The organism is Pseudomonas sp. GW821-FHT07F01 (assembly GCF_059418825.1).
The window spans coordinates 174,115-189,641 of the sequence record NZ_JBWKQO010000006.1; the positions used below are offsets into that span (position 1 = coordinate 174,115).

The following is a 15,527-nucleotide window of genomic DNA, read 5'->3' on the forward strand; positions in this document are numbered from 1 at the left end:
CAATACTACAGGGAAGTACCTACCGTGACGACAAGCGCAACTGACCTCTCCGAAGCGGGTGCCCAGCCCGGCCAACAGTCCACCAAGCGCAAGTTTCTGGTCTTCACGATCATGGCTTTCGGCATGTTCATGGCGCTGATCGACATCCAGATCGTGGCGGCCTCGCTCAACGACGTGCAGGCCGGGCTCAGTGCCGGCCCTGATGAAGTGAGCTGGGTGCAGACCGCCTATCTGATTGCCGAACTGATCATGATTCCCTTCTCGGCGTTTCTCGCCCAGGCGATTTCCACCCGCTGGCTGTTCGCTGCCAGCGCGGCGTTCTTTACCCTGTTCAGCGTGGGTTGCGGGATGGCCTGGAACATCGAGTCGATGATCGTGCTGCGGGCCCTGCAAGGCTTTGCCGGCGGGGCGATGGTGCCCACGGTATTCGCCGTGGGGTTCGTGTTGTTCGAAGGCAAGCAGCGGGCGATGGTCCCGGCAATCCTTGGCATGACCGCGGTGCTGGCACCGACCCTGGGCCCCACGGTGGGCGGCCTGGTGACCTTCTACCTGGACTGGCGCTGGATCTTCTTCATCAACGTGCTGCCGGGGCTGCTGATCTGCATCGGCGCGGCGTTGCTGATCGATGTGGATCGCCCGGACCTGTCCATGCTGCGGCGTATCGACTGGCTGCATTTCGTCGCCATGGCGCTGGCCCTGGGGTGTTTTGAATACGTGCTGGAGGAGGGGCCGCGCAAGGACTGGTTCAGCGATACCGGGATCGTCATTGCGGCCTGGGTATCCCTTGTGTCCTTTGGTTTGTTCATCGAGCGCTCGTTGTATTCGAACAACCCGATCGTGTCCCTGGTGCCGTTTCGCGACCGCACCTTTTCCATTGCCTGCCTGTTGAACCTGGTGATCGGTTTTGGCCTTTATTCGTCGACCTACCTGGTGCCGGTGTTTCTTGGCCGGGTGCGTGGCTTCGATAGCCTGGAAATCGGCACCACGGTTTTTGTCGTGGGCATCGGGCAGTTGGTCAGTACGATTATTGCAGCCCGAGCCTCGGAAAAAGTTGATCGGCGCCTGATCATCTCGGTGGGTTTCCTCGGCCTGGCGCTGAGCCTGTGGCTGACTTCCCGGGTCACCTCCAACTGGGGATTCGATGAGTTGCTGGTGCCGCAGGTGGCGCGTGGGCTGTTCCTGATGCTGTGCATCGTGCCGAGCGTGAACATGGCCTTGAGTTCGTTCCAGGGGGTTGAACTGCGCCAGGCCTCCGGGCTGTTCAACCTGATGCGCAACCTGGGCGGCGCCATTGGTATTGCTACGGTCAACACCTGGCTGCAGGACGATGCCCGGACTCAGGTCCTGCGCCTGTCCGAGTCGCTGGGGAGCAAGGCTGTCGCCGCCCAGGAACTCATGGGCCAACTGGCGCTGAAGATTGCCGCCGATACACCGGATGCCAGCCACGCTTTCCTGATGGCTCAGGGCATTCTCGGCCGCCTGGTGGGGCGTGAAGCGCTGACCCTGGCCTTTGGCGATGTGTTCCGCCTGATGGCGATGATGTTCGTGGTGGCGTTGTTGCTGGTGCCGTTGTGCAAGGTGCCCCCGGCCGCGCCAGGCGCAGCCGAGGAGGAGAAGTGATAAGCAGCCGGGGCCTAGATGATCGGCGGCCCGGAGCGGGTCTTGCGCAACTGGCTGGGGGTGCAGCCCATGTTTTTCCACATCAGGCGGCGTAGAGCGGTGGAATCGGCATAGCCCACTTTGAAAGCAACTTCTTCAATGCTCATATTGGTGGTTTCCAATAAGCTTTGAACATGTTGCAGGCGAACTTTCTGAATGAAGGCCATGGGCGGCTTTCCCGTGGCGCTACGAATTCTGCGGGATAAGGTTTTCTCGGTTATACGCAAATGTTCGGCAATGGTGCTCAGTGGCGGAACGTTGGGCAGGCAATCCTCGATGAACTTCTCCATTAACAAAACTTCACGGTTTTCCGTTTGCAAGTTGGACAAGGCCATGTAGTGATATTGCGCCGGTCGACCATCTATCAACAGATAACGCATGGTCAATTCAGCAATCTGATTGCCCATCTTATTACGCAATATGTAGAGCATTAGATCCATTTGCGACATGCCTGCGCCTGCTGTAATCATATTTCCGTCATGAATAAGCATGCGTTTTGTGTCGAGTATCGCTTCGGGATAACGCTCTTTGAAAGTTTCATACAGTTGCCAATGAGTAGTGACCGTATGCCCCTCCAGAACCCCCGCCTCACCCAGGACGAAAACTGCTGAACAGGACGCCGCCGTCTGCTGCCCGCGGCGGTGATGGTCATGCACCAGCTGGCTGAGCTTGCGGATATCGGCGTGCCCGAGCCGGGTGATCAGTTCGCTGGACAGGCTGAGCCCAGGCAGCCTTTTTTCCCGGCGACAGCCAAAGAAATCCAGCTCCTGGGTGTTCTCCAGCCCCAGTCCCGGGATCACCAGCATGCTGCCTTCGATGGCCTGGACCTTGTCCAGTGGCTGGGCATCCAGGCGCATGCCGTTGCGCATGCGAACCGATTCGCTGCTGCCGATAATCTTCCAGGTGATGGTTGGCCGGCCCATGACTTCGGCGACCTGGTTAGCTGTTCGCAGCACATCCAGGGTGATCGCGACACTCGATCCCATGGCACCTTCCAGCGCAATAAGCGTGAGCACATCCATGTCCATTTTCTCCCTGTAAGTGTCCATTTGTGCATTAGCAAAATATACAAGCTGGTGGCAGACTTCTCAACGCATCCAGATTTCACTTTCCTGCCCACGCTATTCCCTGTGGGACATAAAAAAATATGCATTCATCAAGTGAATGCGTTGCTCTGTCAATAAAATGACATCTTTGTCTACTGCCTAGTAAGAGCTCCCCTTCTTAGGGGCGTTTGTTCGGTTCCTTAGTGCTGAAAATAATAAACGACCTTTAGGTCAATATATGGCTCTCCATTTAAAAAGGATTTTGAATGAACTACGCCGTGCCTCGTGATTATCTTAATGATGTCAATCCAGCCATCTCAGCGCATGTAGCAGTTGATGATCTGCCGTTGGCTGAAGTCCCGGGCATCGAATGTTTAAGTTCGGTTACCGAAGTACTGGCCTATCGCGCATGGCGGCAACCCGATGCCATTGCCTTCATCCATCTGCTCGATGGCGAGCGGGAGGAGGCGTCGATCAGCTACGCCGAACTGTGGAAGCGTAGTCAACGATTGGCCGCCGCGCTGCAGATCTTCGAGCCCCGTGAAAAACGGGTGCTGATGCTGTTCGAGACCGGTATCGACTACATCGTTTCACTGTTCGGCCTGCTGCTGGCCGGTGCCGTGGCGATCCCGGCCTTTCCCCCAGTGGGGACCCGGGGGCTGGAGCGGCTGGCACTGATCTGCGCTGATGCCCATCCGCAACTGGTGCTCACCAGCTCGCGCTTCATGCGGTCCCAGGAGCGGGTCAACGCTCTGCTCCAGGGTGATTTGCCCGTGCCCCAGTGGGTTGACCCGGAGCAGTTGGCCGAGGCGGATTCATCCTGGCGCGGGCAGGCGCTCGCCCACGGCCAACTGGCCCTGCTGCAATACACCTCGGGCTCCACCTCGGCGCCCAAGGGCGTGATGCTGACCCACGACAACCTCTACAGTAATTGCCGCAGTGCCAGCCAGTGGATGGGCCCGGCCAGGAATCGCGTGGGTTGCAGCTGGCTGCCGCCCTATCACGACATGGGCCTGATGGGCGGAATCCTGCAGCCGATCTTCGATGCCTTCCCTACCGTGCTCATCAGCCCCGGGCACTTTGTCCAGCGACCGCTGCGCTGGCTGGATGCGGTGTCCAGGTACGGCGCCGACGTCACCATCGCGCCCAACTTCGCCTTCGACCTGTGTGTCGAAAACATCACCGACGAGGAACTGGCAGAGCTCGACCTGAGCAAGCTCAAGGCTATCTATTGCGGGGCCGAGCCGGTGCGCCAGAGCACCCTGGCGCGCTTCTCCGAACGTTTTGCCGCCGCCGGCTTCAACCCGGCGGCCCTGGGCCCCTGCTACGGGTTGGCCGAGGCCACCGTACTGGTCTCGGGCAAGCGCCACGATGAGCCGGCGTTCAATACCCAGGTGGATCGGGACCAACTCGCCAGTGGCACCCTGGCCATCGTCGATGCCGAGGATGCCCGGGCCCTGCCGCTGGTCAGTAGCGGCAGGGTCGCCCCGGGCCTGCGTGTGGCGATTGTCGACCCTGTCAGCCTGCAACCGGTGGCCGACGGCCAGATCGGCGAGATCTGGGTCCAGGGCGACAACGTGGGCGCCGGCTACTGGGGCAAGGAAGCGCTGAGCCAGCAGGTGTTTCGCGCCAGCCTGCCGGGCATCCATGGGCGTTTCATGCGCACCGGCGATCTTGGCGCGCTGCACCGCGATGAGCTGTTCGTCACCGGGCGCCTCAAGGACCTGATCATCATTGCCGGGCGCAACCTGTATCCCCAGGACCTGGAGCTGGCGGTGGAAAGCGCCGACCCGCGCATCCGCAGCAACGGCTGCGTGGCGGTGGGCATCGATAACGGCCAGCAGGAACAACTGGCGATCGTGGCCGAGGTCAAGCGCAGCGAGAAACTCGATGAAGCCCAGCAGGAACAGCTGCGCCAGGTGATCACCAGTGCGCTGGTCAGCCAGTTCGGCGTGGCCCCGGCGCGCATCCACCTGGCGCCCATGGGCGGCATTCCACTGACCACCAGTGGCAAGGTCCAGCGCCAGGCCACCCGCAAGGCCCTGCTCAACGACACGCTGGCGCGCTATGGCGCCAGTCGCGCGGCTGCGGCACCTACCCTTAAAACTGCTACGGATGCCCTGTCATGACGGCCATGAATCCTCATATCGACCGCACCGGCCAGCGCGAGCGGCAATTGGCCTGGCTGACGGTCGCAACTCCGGCAGTGGGCACCGTGGTGGCCCTGGTGCTGGCCTGGCATCAGGGCATCGGCTGGCTGGAAATCGGCGCGCTGGCCAGCATGTACCTGCTGACCGCCCTGGGAGTGGAAGTGGGCATGCACCGGTTCTTTTCCCACCATGCGTTCAAGGCCGGCCCGGTGATCACCGCATTCTTTGGCATCGCCGGTTCGATGGCGGCGCAGGGCCCGATCCTGTTCTGGGCGGCGACCCATCGCCAGCACCACGCCTTCACCGACAAGGAAGGCGACCCGCATTCGCCGCGCCCGCTCAAGGCGGGTTTTATCGGCAATATCCAGGGCTGGTGGCACGCTCACCTGGGCTGGCTGTTCAGCCTGCGCAAGCAGAACTGGAGCCAGTTCGTGCCGGACCTGCTGCGCGATCGACTGATCATGCAGATCAACCAGCGCTACTACCTGTGGATCATCCTCGGCCTGCTGCTGCCCAGCCTGGCATGCGGGCTGATAACCCGCAGCTGGGAGGGCGCGCTCAGCGGCCTGCTGTGGGGCGGCTTCGTGCGGATCTTCCTGGTGGACCACGCCACCTGGTGCATCAACTCCTTTGCCCACCGGGTTGGCGGCCGCGACCACAAGACCCGGGATACCAGCCGCAACGTGTTCTGGCTGGCGATTCCGACGGTAGGGGGCGGTTGGCACAACAACCACCATGCCTTCCCGGCGCTGGCCCATGCCGGCCTGAAACCCTGGCAGTTGGATATTGGCGGCCTGTTCATCGAGCTGCTCGCCCTCTGCGGCCTGGCCTGGGATGTCAAACGGCCCGGCCCGACCGTGGCTGCAGAACCTTCAGAAAGCTGATTGCCGGTCCCTACCTCACAGGAAGCAATTCATGGACGAGATACTCACCAACACAGCGACACCAGAGGTCGGCGGGGTTGCCCAGCTGAGCCCGAGTGCGGCCAGGACCAAGGCGCGGATCGCGCTGGCAGTCATGCTGGTGCCCCTGTTCGGGACTTTCGAGGCAATCCGGCTATGGTTCACCGGCCAGGTCCATGCCCTGGATTTCATCCTCTTCGCGGTGTTCTACGCGGTGCAGATGTTCGGGGTTTCCATGGGCTACCACCGTTACCTGGCCCATCGTGCGTTCAAGACCTCGCGGCTGATGAGCAGCCTGATGCTGATCGCCGGTTGCATGGCGGCCCAGGGGCCGATCCTGTTCTGGGTCACCACCCATCGCCGGCACCACACCTACAGCGACCAGCACGGTGACCCGCATTCCCCCAACCTCATGGGCCAGAGCCGCTGGCAACGGGCCAAGGGGCTGTGGCATGCGCACATGCCGTGGATGCTGGCCCCGGACATGTCGAGCTGGAACTTCTTCGCCCCGGACATCCTGCGCGACCGCCGGCTGTTCTTCTACAACCAGACCTACCTGTTCTGGGTGGCCCTGGGGGTAATCCTGCCAGGGGTGATCGGCGGGCTGGTCAGCCAGAGCTGGTCCGGTGCCTGGAGCGGCCTGATCTTCGGCGGCCTGGCGCGGATCTTCGTCGCCAACCAGGCGGCCTGGTGTGTGGGCTCCATCTGCCACCGCTACGGCGCTCGCCCGTTCGTGACCCACGACCAGAGCACCAACAACTGGATCGTGGCCTTCCTCACCTTTGGCGAGGGGCTGCAAAACAATCACCACGCATTCCCTGCCTGGTACCGGCATGGCGTGCACTGGTGGGAGCCCGACCTGTCGGGCTGGACACTGGCGTTAATGGGCAAGCTGAGACTGGTCTCAGACCTGCGTTCCCCGTCCCAGGCAATGATCGACAAAGTCCGCAAGCGCCAGGCCTCGTCCTGAAACGCCCAATCGGCTGATCGTATTAACCACCTCACTCATCAAGGAAGATCCTATGTCCAATTTCATCTCCAATTTGCTGAGCACTCTGAGCTTCTCAGAGAAAAAACAGGCGGCGGTCGAACTCAACGAGGACAGCATCAAGCATTGGCTGGTGCAGAAGATGGGCGCGCTCTTGAAGATCGATCCTTCCCAGGTCGATACCGCCCGCAGCTTCGAGTCCTACGGCCTCGATTCGCTGGTAGCGGTGAAGGTGGCGGGTGACCTGGAGAAGTTCATGGAGCAGCGCCTGTCGCCGGCCCTGCTGTTCGAATACTCCAGCATCGATGACCTGTCCAAATACCTGGCCAATGAACTGACCACATCCGAAGTTTGACTTCGCAGGAGCTTGGCCATGGCCATTGCACAGATGCCCTCGCAAAAAAACGATAAATTCAATGACCTGCTCCGACGCTCTCAGGAGATCGAGGGCCTGCGTCTGACCGACGCAATCCCCAAGCACCTGTATCAGCCGCGGGTATGGCGCGGGATGCTCAGCTTCGTCGTCAGCTACATGCTCTACATCGGTGCCATCGTGGCGGTCGCCCACGTGCACTGGATGTTCTACCTGCCGCTGTGGCTGGTGGCGGGCCTGGGCGGCTGGGGCCTGTTCTGTGTCGCTCACGATTGCGGGCACAACTCGTTCTCGCGCAACCGCAGCTTCAACCACATCCTCGGGCACATCGCGCTGCTGCCGTTGCTGTACCCGTTCCACGGCTGGCGCCACATGCACAACATGCACCACGCCAACACCAACAACCTGGAAATGGACGTCGACTGGCGCCCGGTGCTGCGCGTGCAATATGACGCCATGCCCTGGTGGGACAAGCTGGTCTACAGCAGCACCCGCACCTGGCTGTTCTGGCTGGGCACGGTCAACTACCAGCGTCACTCGGGCTTCCGTCCGTCGATGTTCCACAAGCTCGAAGCGCGCAACGAAGTGCGTCGCTCGATCCTGTTCATGGTGGTGGCTGCGCTGATCTACCTGCCGACCCTGGTCTACTTCACCGGCTTCACCGGCCTGTTCCTGTACTTCATCGCCCCGTGGCTGGCGACCCATGCCTGGTTCAGCCTGACCACCATGATGCACCACATCAGCGACGAGACCCCGTTCCTCACCAAGGAACACTGGAGCTTCAACAGCAGCCGCCTGCTGCTGACCACCGACTACATGTACCCCAAGTGGCTGCTGTTCCTGACCCACTACATTTCGGTGCACACCGCGCACCATGTGGCGCCGATCATTCCCCACTACAACCTGCCCGAAGCCCAGGCCGCGTTGAAGACGGCCTTCCCCGGCATGGTCCGGGAAAAGCCCATGACCGTGCAGGACGTGTGGCACGTGGCGCGTAGCTGCCACCTGTACGACCCGGTGAACGGCTTCTATGAGTCCTTCGACCAACCAGCCCAGGCGGCCGGTGACCCGAGCACCCCCGGAGCCCGGGCCGCCAACGGCCCGTTGACCATGAAGCAGCAGATGCTGCGCAGCTACATGGGCGTGCTGGGATCGGTGTCGCTGGAGACCGCCGGGGCCAAGGCCACCGACCTGTTCGGCTACACCCGGGAATACATCAAGCAGCCGGACAAGGAAATGAGCCCCCTGGGCGCCCAGCGTTTCCATATCAAGGGTATCCCCGGCGTTCCCCATGGCTATCAGTGGGGCACGGGCAACCAGACCATCCTGCTGGTCCATGGCTGGGGTGCGGACAGCCGCAGCCTGTATTCCTTCACCCGGGTCCTGCAGCGCCAGGGCTTCAAGGTCGCGACCTTCGATGCGCCGGCCCACGGCATCTCGCCGGGCTCGCTGAGCACCATGACCGAGTTCAAGGACGCGGTGAAAGCGGCGATTGTCGCCCTCGGCGACGTGGTGGGTATCGTTGCCCATTCCCTGGGCGGGATCGCCGCCACCGGAGCCCTGGCCGAACTGGCCGAGACTCATCGGATCAAGGCCCTGTGCCTGCTGGGCTCGCCGGCCAACCTGCCGGTGGTGATCCAGCGCTGGGCCAACGGCTACCTGAAGCTCAAGCCGGCGGTGGTCCAGGCCATGCACCGGGAACTGTGGAAACGCAACGGCGTGCCGGTGGAGCACTGGGATATCCCGGCGCTGGGCAACGCCCTGCAACTGCCAACCCTGGTGCTGCATGACCTCAACGACCCGATCGTGCCGTTCTGCGAAGCGCAGCAGATCACCACGCTGATGCCATGGGCCAAGCTGGAGCCGGTGGCTGGGCTCGGGCATGTGCGGATCCTCTCCGATGCCGCGGTGCTGGAGCAGGTGGCGCAGTTCCTCGTGGAGAACGTCAAGGTGGCCGAAGTGGCTCAGGCCAGCGCATGAGAACAACGCATAACCCTTTGATGATGGTTGACCACCCATGAGCACCTACGCTGAAAACGCTGTGGCCGAGTCCGGCCTGTGGATGTGCCTGATCTGTGGCTGGATCTACGATCAACGCCTTGGCGATCCGGATTCGGGGGTGCCTCCGGGCACCGCCTGGGACGACATTGCCGAGGATTGGACCTGCCCGGAATGCGGCGTGAGCAAGTTGGACTTCAACATGGTGAAGCTGTAGCCCAGCGCTTGAATTCTGTAGTCGATGAGGAAGGAAGATGGCGACCCAAGAGCCAAGGCCGGCACCTGCCAGGGGCCGGCGCAACAGCTTCAGGAAGATGCTCTTCAAGGGCATTTACAACGGGGTTCTGGGGCTGCTTCGCTGCAGCTTCTGGATCGAGTCGCGGCTTTTTCCCCAGCGCGCTGCAGCACGGGCGCTGAAGATGTTCACGACGCCACAACGGCTGCGCCAGCATTTTCCGCAGACCTTGCCCAGCGCCACGGTGCAGGACCTGGAAACCGACCAGGGGCGCCTGCGCTGCTTTCGCTGGACCCCACCGCAGGTCCGGCGCCGCGTGGTGCTGGTGCACGGTTGGAGTGGCGCCAGCACCCAGTGGCAGTACCTGATCCCGCTGTTGCTGGAGGAGGGCTGCGAGGTCCTCTCCTTCGACTGCATCGGCCATGGCGGCAGCGGCGGTCGGCAGGCCTCGCTGCCGACCTTCGTCAGCATGCTCGACCAGGTGCAAAAGCAACTGGGGCCCTTCGACACCGTGATTGGTCACTCCCTGGGCGGCGCTGCCGCCGGGTATGCCTTGAGTACTCCGGTCGGCAAGGGTTTCCAGCGGGCGGTCCTGGTGGCCGCGCCGGCCGATATCGAAAACGTGGTCCGGCGCTTTGGCGCATTTTTGTGGATCAACGATGACGTCAGGCAACGCATGCAACTTCTGGTTGAGCAACGCTATCAGAAGGACATGGCCAGCCTGGCGGTCAGCCGTTATGGGCGTCAGGTGGAGGTCCCGGTGCTGCTGGTGCATGACCAGCAGGATCAGGAAGTCCCGGCAGATGACCTGCAATCCTTCGCCGAAGGCTTGCGACACCGGCGGGTCTTGCAGACTCGCGGGTTGGGCCATCTGAAAATTCTCAAGGACAGCGCGACCATGGAGGCCGTGGTCGAGTTTGTCTGTGCAAAGGACGGCAACCTATGAGTGAAAGTTACGATGTGATCGTTATTGGTGCGGGTCCCGGCGGCTATGTCGCCGCCATCCGGGCCGCGCAACTGGGGCTCAAGACAGTCTGCATCGAGCGCTACAAGGGCAAGGATGGCAAGACCGCCCTGGGCGGGACGTGCCTGAACGTTGGCTGCATTCCCTCCAAGGCACTGCTGGACAGTTCCCACCACTACTACGAAGCGCGCAACGGATTCGAAGTGCACGGCATCGGCATCCGCAATCCGCAGATGGATGTGCCGGCCATGCTGGCGCGCAAGGACAACGTGGTGCGCAATTTCAACGGCGGCATTGCCTCGCTGTTCAAGGCCAATGGCGTGGCCCTGCTGGAAGGTCACGGCAAGCTGCTGGCCAACAAGGAAGTGGAAGTCACCGCCGCCGATGGCAGCACGCAACGCATCAGCGCCGGCAATATCATCCTGGCTCCCGGCTCGCGGCCGATCGACATTCCCGCGGCGCCCCTGGCCGGCGAGGTGATAGTGGACTCCACCGGCGCCCTGGAATTCACCCAGGTGCCCAAGCGCCTCGGGGTGATCGGTGCCGGCGTCATCGGCCTGGAACTGGGGTCGGTCTGGGCACGCCTGGGGGCTGAAGTCACAGTGCTGGAAGCCCTCGACAGCTTCCTCCCGGCGGTGGATGCGCAGATCGCCAAGGAGGCGCAGAAGATCCTCGGCAAGCAGGGCCTGGATATCCGCCTGGGCGCCCGGGTGACGGCCTGCGAAGTGCAGGGCGACAGCGTCAAGGTCAGCCTCAGTGAGGCCGGCGAGGACAAGCAGCAGGTGTTCGACCGGCTGATCGTCGCCGTCGGTCGCCGCCCGCTGACCACCGATCTGCTGGCCGCCGACAGCGGCGTGCACCTGGACGAACGCGGTTTTATCCACGTCGATGGCCAGTGCTGCACCAGCGTCCCCGGGGTGTTCGCCATTGGCGACGTGGTACGCGGCCCGATGCTGGCGCACAAGGCTTCTGAAGAGGGGGTGATGGTGGCCGAGGGGATTGCCGGGCATCGGCACCCGTTGAACTACGACCTGATCCCCTCGGTAATTTACACCCACCCGGAAATCGCCTGGGTCGGCCAGACCGAGCAGGCCCTCAAGGCCGAGGGCGTCGAGTTGAACATCGGCACCTTCCCGTTCGCTGCCAGCAGCCGGGCCATGGCGGCCAACGACACCGCCGGGCTGGTCAAGGTGATTGCCGATGCAGGCACCGACCGCGTGCTGGGCGTGCATGTGATCGGGCCGGGCGCGGCGGAGCTGGTTCAGGAAGGGGCCATCGGCATGGAGTTCGGCACCAGCGCCGAGGACCTGGGGATGATGGTGTTCTCCCATCCGACCCTGTCCGAAGCCCTGCATGAAGCCGCGCTGGCCGTGAATGGCCAGGCGATCCATATCGGCAATCGCAAGAAGAAAGCCCCCGCCGGCGTCAAATAGCCAGTGGCCCCGGCCCCGCTCATGCAGCGCGGCCGGGGTTTGCTGCATCCCCGCGTTTCAGCGAAAGAACGGCACATCCCCAAGAATGGTCGCGCGCTGCATCACCCGGCGCTGTGGACGGTAGTCGTCCACCGCATAGTGCTGGGTCACGCGGTTGTCCCAGAAGGCAATGTCGTTCTCCTGCCAGCGCCAGCGAATGGTGAATTCCGGGCGGGTGGCGTGGGCGAACAGCAGTTGCAGGATGGCTGCGCTTTCGCTTTCCGACAGCTCGTTGATCCGGGTGGTGAAGCCGTCGTTGACGAACAGCGACTTGCGCCCGCTCACCGGGTGCGTGCGGATCACCGGGTGCGACAGCGGCGGGTTCTTGCGCCGGGTTTCTTCCCAGCGCGCCAGGTCCTCGGGGGTGTTGCCGAAGCGCTCCAGAGGGAAGGACTTGGTGAAGTCGTGGGTCGCGGTCAGGCCCTGCAGCAGATTCTTCATTGGCTCCGACAGCGCCTCGTAGGCGGCAATGCCGCTGGCCCACAGGGTATCGCCGCCGAACTCCGGCAGCAGCTTGGCGCTGAGCACCGCGCCCAGGGCCGGGGTCGGCAGAAAGGTTACGTCGGTGTGCCAGATGGCGTTGTCGCGCACGTCGGTCTCGGCGGTATCGAGGATCAATACCTCCGGCTGCTCCGGCACATTGGGGTAGATCGGGTGGATGTGCAGGTCGCCGAAGCAGGCGGCGAAACGCGCCTGCTGCTGCGGGGTGACCGGCTGGTTGCGAAAGAACAGTACCTGGTGCTTGAGCAGCGCCTGCTCGATGGCGTCACGATGTTCGATGCTCAAGGGCTGGCTGATATCGATGCCGCCGATCTGGGCGCCGAGGGCGGAGCTTAGAGGAGTGATGGTCAGGCTCATGGTCGTTCTCTTGTACGGCGCCGGACGTCGGCGTGGTCGGATTCGGTTTATCTGCATCAATCTTGAAATCGCTGGCATGCACGGCTACAGACAACCGGGGCAATCGACGCAAGGCAGGCGCCAGTCAGTGGCTCTGGCCATGCCAGGGCACCAGCTTGCGCTGCAGGGCGCGCAGGCCCATTTCCATGGCGAAGGCGATCAGGGCAATCACCAGGATCCCCAGCACCACCACATCGGTGACCAGGAATTGCGCGGCGGACTGCACCATGAAACCCAGGCCGCTGGTGGCGGCAATCAGCTCTGCCGCCACCAGGGTCGACCAGCCCACGCCCAGGCCGATGCGCACGCCGGTGAGGATGTCCGGCAAGGCGCTGGGCAGGATCACATGGCGAATCAGCTGGGCCCGGGTAGCCCCCAGGGACTGGGCGGCGCGCAGCTTCGCCGGGTCCACGGTGCGCACGCCGGTGGCGGTGGCGATGGCGATCGGGGCGAAGATGGCGAGGTAGATCAGCAGCACCTTGGACAGCTCGCCAATGCCACACCAGATAACGATCAGCGGCAGGTAGGCCAGGGGCGGAATCGGCCGGTAGAACTCGATCAAAGGGTCGAGCACGCCACGGGCGATGCGGTTGGCGCCGATGGCGATGCCCACCGGAATCGCCGTCAGCACGGCAAAGCCCAGGGCCAGGCCGATGCGTTGCAGGCTCGCCGCCAGGTGCTGCCATAGGGTGGAATCCATGTAGCCGCTGGTGGCCAGCAACCAGCCCTTTTGCAGCACCGCAGAAGGGGGCGGCAGGAACAGCGGCTCGATCAGGCCTGTGGCGGTGACGGCCCACCACAAGGCCAGCAGGACCACCAGGGTCAGCACGCTGATCCAGCGGGTGCTCAGGCTGCGGCGCGCGATTTGTGGCGCTTTGGGGTTGGCATCGCCGGTGGCGGTGGCGGGAATCTCGTAGCTGCTCATGGCCGCTCCTGCTGCTGGGTGGCGCTGCGCTGGGAGAACACCCGGGCCAGCACGTGTTCGCGGGTTTCGATGAACCGCGGGTCGGACTTGATCGCCCGCGCCGGCTCGCCGGCGGCGTAGCGCTGGCCGAAATCCAGGTTCAGGCGCTCGACTATCTGCCCCGGGTTGGGGGCCAGGAGGATCAGGTCGGTGGCCAGGAACACCGCTTCTTCGATGTCGTGGGTAATCAGGAACACCGGCTTGGCGGTGCGGCGCCAGACCTGCAGCAACAGCTCCTGCATCTGCTCGCGGGTGAAGGCATCCAGGGCGCCGAAGGGTTCGTCCATCAGCAGCACCCGCGGGTCGGCCGCCAGGGCGCGGGCCAGGCCCACGCGCTGCTTCTGGCCACCGGAGAGCTGCCAGATGCGGCGCTTGTCGAAGCCGGCCAGGTCCACCAGGGCAAGCATTTCCCGAGCCCGGGCTTCGCGCTTGTCGCGGGCCACGCCGGCCAGCTCCAGGCCGAAGGCGACGTTGCCCAGCACGTCCTGCCAGGGCAGCAGGGCATCGTCCTGGAACACCACGCCGCGTTCGGCGCTGGGGCCCTGCACCGGTACGCCATCGAGCTGGATGCGCCCGGCGCTGGGTTCGACGAAGCCGGCAATCAGGTTCAGCAGCGAGGTCTTGCCGCTGCCGGAAGGGCCCAGGGCGACCAGCAGTTGCTGTGGCCCCAGGGTCAGGGAAATATCCGCCAGCACCGGTTCGGCGGCGCCGGGGTACTGTGCGCTGATGCGCTCCAGTTGTAGCAAGGCCATGACGGCTATCTCCTGTCCTGACGCGGGTTATTCAGGGATGAACTTGGCGCTGACGTAGGGGGCGTAGTCCGGCAGCACTGCCTCGACCTTGCCCTGCTCCTTGAGGAACGCGGCGGTGTCGGTGATGGCCTTGGTGGTCGGCGCACCGAGGCTGACCACCTGGTCGGCGGCCAGCGGGTAGACGTTGCCCTGCAGCAGCAGCGGGATATCGCTGGCCTTGGCTCCGGAGAGTTTCACCAGCTTGTCGACGTTGCCCTGGTTGGCCAGCCAGGCTTGCGGGTCCTTGCGGTACTGGGCGTAGGCATCCAGGGTCACCTTGGCGAAGGCCGTGACGATTTCCGGGTGCTTCTCGGCAAAATCCTTGCGCACGATCCAGGCATCGAAGGTCGGCGCACCGAACTTGGCCAGTTCACCGGAGGTGATCAGCACCTTGCCGTTTTCCTTGGCCACGCCCAGGGCCGGGTCCCAGACGTAGGTGGCGTCGATATCGCCGCGCTTCCAGGCGGCGATGATCGCCGGTGGCGCGAGGTTGAGGATCTGCACTTTCGAGGGGTCGATGTTCCAGTGCTTCAGGGCTGCCAGCAGGCTGTAGTGGCCGGTGGAAACGAAGGGCACGGCGACTTTCTTGCCGACCAGATCCTGAGGGCTGTTGATCCCGGAACCGTCCCGGGCCACCAGGGCTTCGGCGGCGCCGATCTGGGTGGCAATGAGGAAGGTCTGCACCGGCACCTTGCGGGTGATGGCGGCGGTCAGCGGGCTGGAGCCCAGGTAGCCGATCTGCACATCGCCGGAAGCGATGGCGGCGATGACGTCGGCGCCGTTATCGAATTTGCGCCAGTTGATCTTGGCCTGGGTGGCTTTTTCATAGCTGCCGTCGGCTTGCGCGACCTTGGCCGGGTCGACGGTGGTCTGGTAGGCGACGGTGACGTCGGCCGCCTGGGCGAAGAAACTCGCTGCGGCCAGGGACGCGGCCGCCAGGAGGCGAAGGGGGAAATGCAGTTTCATGGGAGGCTCCTCATAGGCGACCGGTGATCGGCGTGGGAGGAGACTAAATGATCTAAGAATGCAGAAATAAATAACTTATTTGCATTAGCTTATGAGGGGAATATGCAGCGTGCTGTTCGCCG

14 protein-coding genes are annotated in these 15,527 nt (G+C 63.3%); 9 read left to right on the forward strand and 5 right to left on the reverse strand.

What is annotated here, in order from left to right; translation table 11 throughout:
• Positions 1–24 precede the first annotated feature (24 nt).
• Positions 25–1,620 carry a DHA2 family efflux MFS transporter permease subunit gene (locus tag AC07R1_RS22630; RefSeq protein WP_065364781.1) on the forward strand — a complete coding sequence of 532 codons (1,596 nt, stop codon included), beginning with the start codon at positions 25–27 and terminating at the stop codon, positions 1,618–1,620.
• A 14-nt stretch (positions 1,621–1,634) separates the two neighbouring features.
• On the opposite strand, the gene AC07R1_RS22635 is transcribed toward AC07R1_RS22630, so the two are convergent.
• Entirely contained in the window at positions 1,635–2,681 is a 1,047-nt protein-coding gene (locus AC07R1_RS22635; protein WP_011058640.1) for a GlxA family transcriptional regulator, read from the reverse strand.
• Between the two features lie 371 nt (positions 2,682–3,052).
• Here AC07R1_RS22635 and AC07R1_RS22640 point away from each other — a divergent pair, with 371 nt between their 5' ends.
• The 8 genes from AC07R1_RS22640 to lpdA all read left to right on the forward strand — a co-directional run bounded on the left by AC07R1_RS22640 (position 3,053) and on the right by lpdA (position 11,748).
• Positions 3,053–4,834 carry a fatty acyl-AMP ligase gene (locus tag AC07R1_RS22640; RefSeq protein ID WP_019095745.1) on the forward strand — a complete coding sequence of 594 codons (1,782 nt, stop codon included), beginning with the start codon at positions 3,053–3,055 and terminating at the stop codon, positions 4,832–4,834.
• Positions 4,831–5,739 carry an acyl-CoA desaturase gene (locus tag AC07R1_RS22645; RefSeq protein WP_015633759.1) on the forward strand — a complete coding sequence of 303 codons (909 nt, stop codon included), beginning with the start codon at positions 4,831–4,833 and terminating at the stop codon, positions 5,737–5,739. The genes AC07R1_RS22640 and AC07R1_RS22645 overlap by 4 nt, the downstream gene beginning before the upstream one ends.
• A gap of 31 nt (positions 5,740–5,770) precedes the next feature.
• Positions 5,771–6,727, forward strand: coding sequence for an acyl-CoA desaturase (locus AC07R1_RS22650; RefSeq protein WP_015633760.1), 957 nt, complete (start codon positions 5,771–5,773; stop codon positions 6,725–6,727).
• 52 nt (positions 6,728–6,779) lie between these two features.
• Positions 6,780–7,100, forward strand: a complete 321-nt coding sequence (locus AC07R1_RS22655) for an acyl carrier protein (RefSeq protein ID WP_011058644.1) — start codon at positions 6,780–6,782, stop codon at positions 7,098–7,100.
• A gap of 18 nt (positions 7,101–7,118) precedes the next feature.
• Positions 7,119–9,098: an alpha/beta fold hydrolase gene (locus AC07R1_RS22660; protein WP_495110957.1), complete on the forward strand. Its 1,980-nt coding sequence runs from the start codon at positions 7,119–7,121 to the stop codon at positions 9,096–9,098.
• Between the two features lie 37 nt (positions 9,099–9,135).
• Positions 9,136–9,333: a rubredoxin gene (locus AC07R1_RS22665; RefSeq protein WP_011058646.1), complete on the forward strand. Its 198-nt coding sequence runs from the start codon at positions 9,136–9,138 to the stop codon at positions 9,331–9,333.
• Between the two features lie 202 nt (positions 9,334–9,535).
• Positions 9,536–10,297: an alpha/beta hydrolase gene (locus AC07R1_RS22670; protein WP_169892889.1), complete on the forward strand. Its 762-nt coding sequence runs from the start codon at positions 9,536–9,538 to the stop codon at positions 10,295–10,297.
• Entirely contained in the window at positions 10,294–11,748 is a 1,455-nt protein-coding gene (lpdA, locus tag AC07R1_RS22675; RefSeq protein WP_443692810.1) for a dihydrolipoyl dehydrogenase, read from the forward strand. Before AC07R1_RS22670 ends, lpdA begins: the two co-directional genes overlap by 4 nt.
• A gap of 57 nt (positions 11,749–11,805) precedes the next feature.
• On the opposite strand, the gene tauD is transcribed toward lpdA, so the two are convergent.
• From tauD to tauA, 4 genes are all read right to left on the reverse strand, one after another.
• Complete coding sequence (gene tauD, locus AC07R1_RS22680) at positions 11,806–12,645, reverse strand: taurine dioxygenase (protein ID WP_065364783.1); 840 nt, start codon at positions 12,643–12,645, stop codon at positions 11,806–11,808.
• A 124-nt stretch (positions 12,646–12,769) separates the two neighbouring features.
• Entirely contained in the window at positions 12,770–13,609 is an 840-nt protein-coding gene (gene tauC, locus AC07R1_RS22685; protein WP_041115196.1) for a taurine ABC transporter permease TauC, read from the reverse strand.
• Positions 13,606–14,400, reverse strand: coding sequence for a taurine ABC transporter ATP-binding subunit (gene tauB, locus AC07R1_RS22690; protein WP_401333652.1), 795 nt, complete (start codon positions 14,398–14,400; stop codon positions 13,606–13,608). The genes tauC and tauB overlap by 4 nt, the downstream gene beginning before the upstream one ends.
• 27 nt (positions 14,401–14,427) lie before the next feature.
• A complete protein-coding gene (gene tauA, locus AC07R1_RS22695) occupies positions 14,428–15,405 on the reverse strand; it encodes a taurine ABC transporter substrate-binding protein (RefSeq protein WP_011058652.1) in 978 nt (325 codons plus the stop codon).
• Between the last annotated feature and the right edge of the window lie 122 nt (positions 15,406–15,527).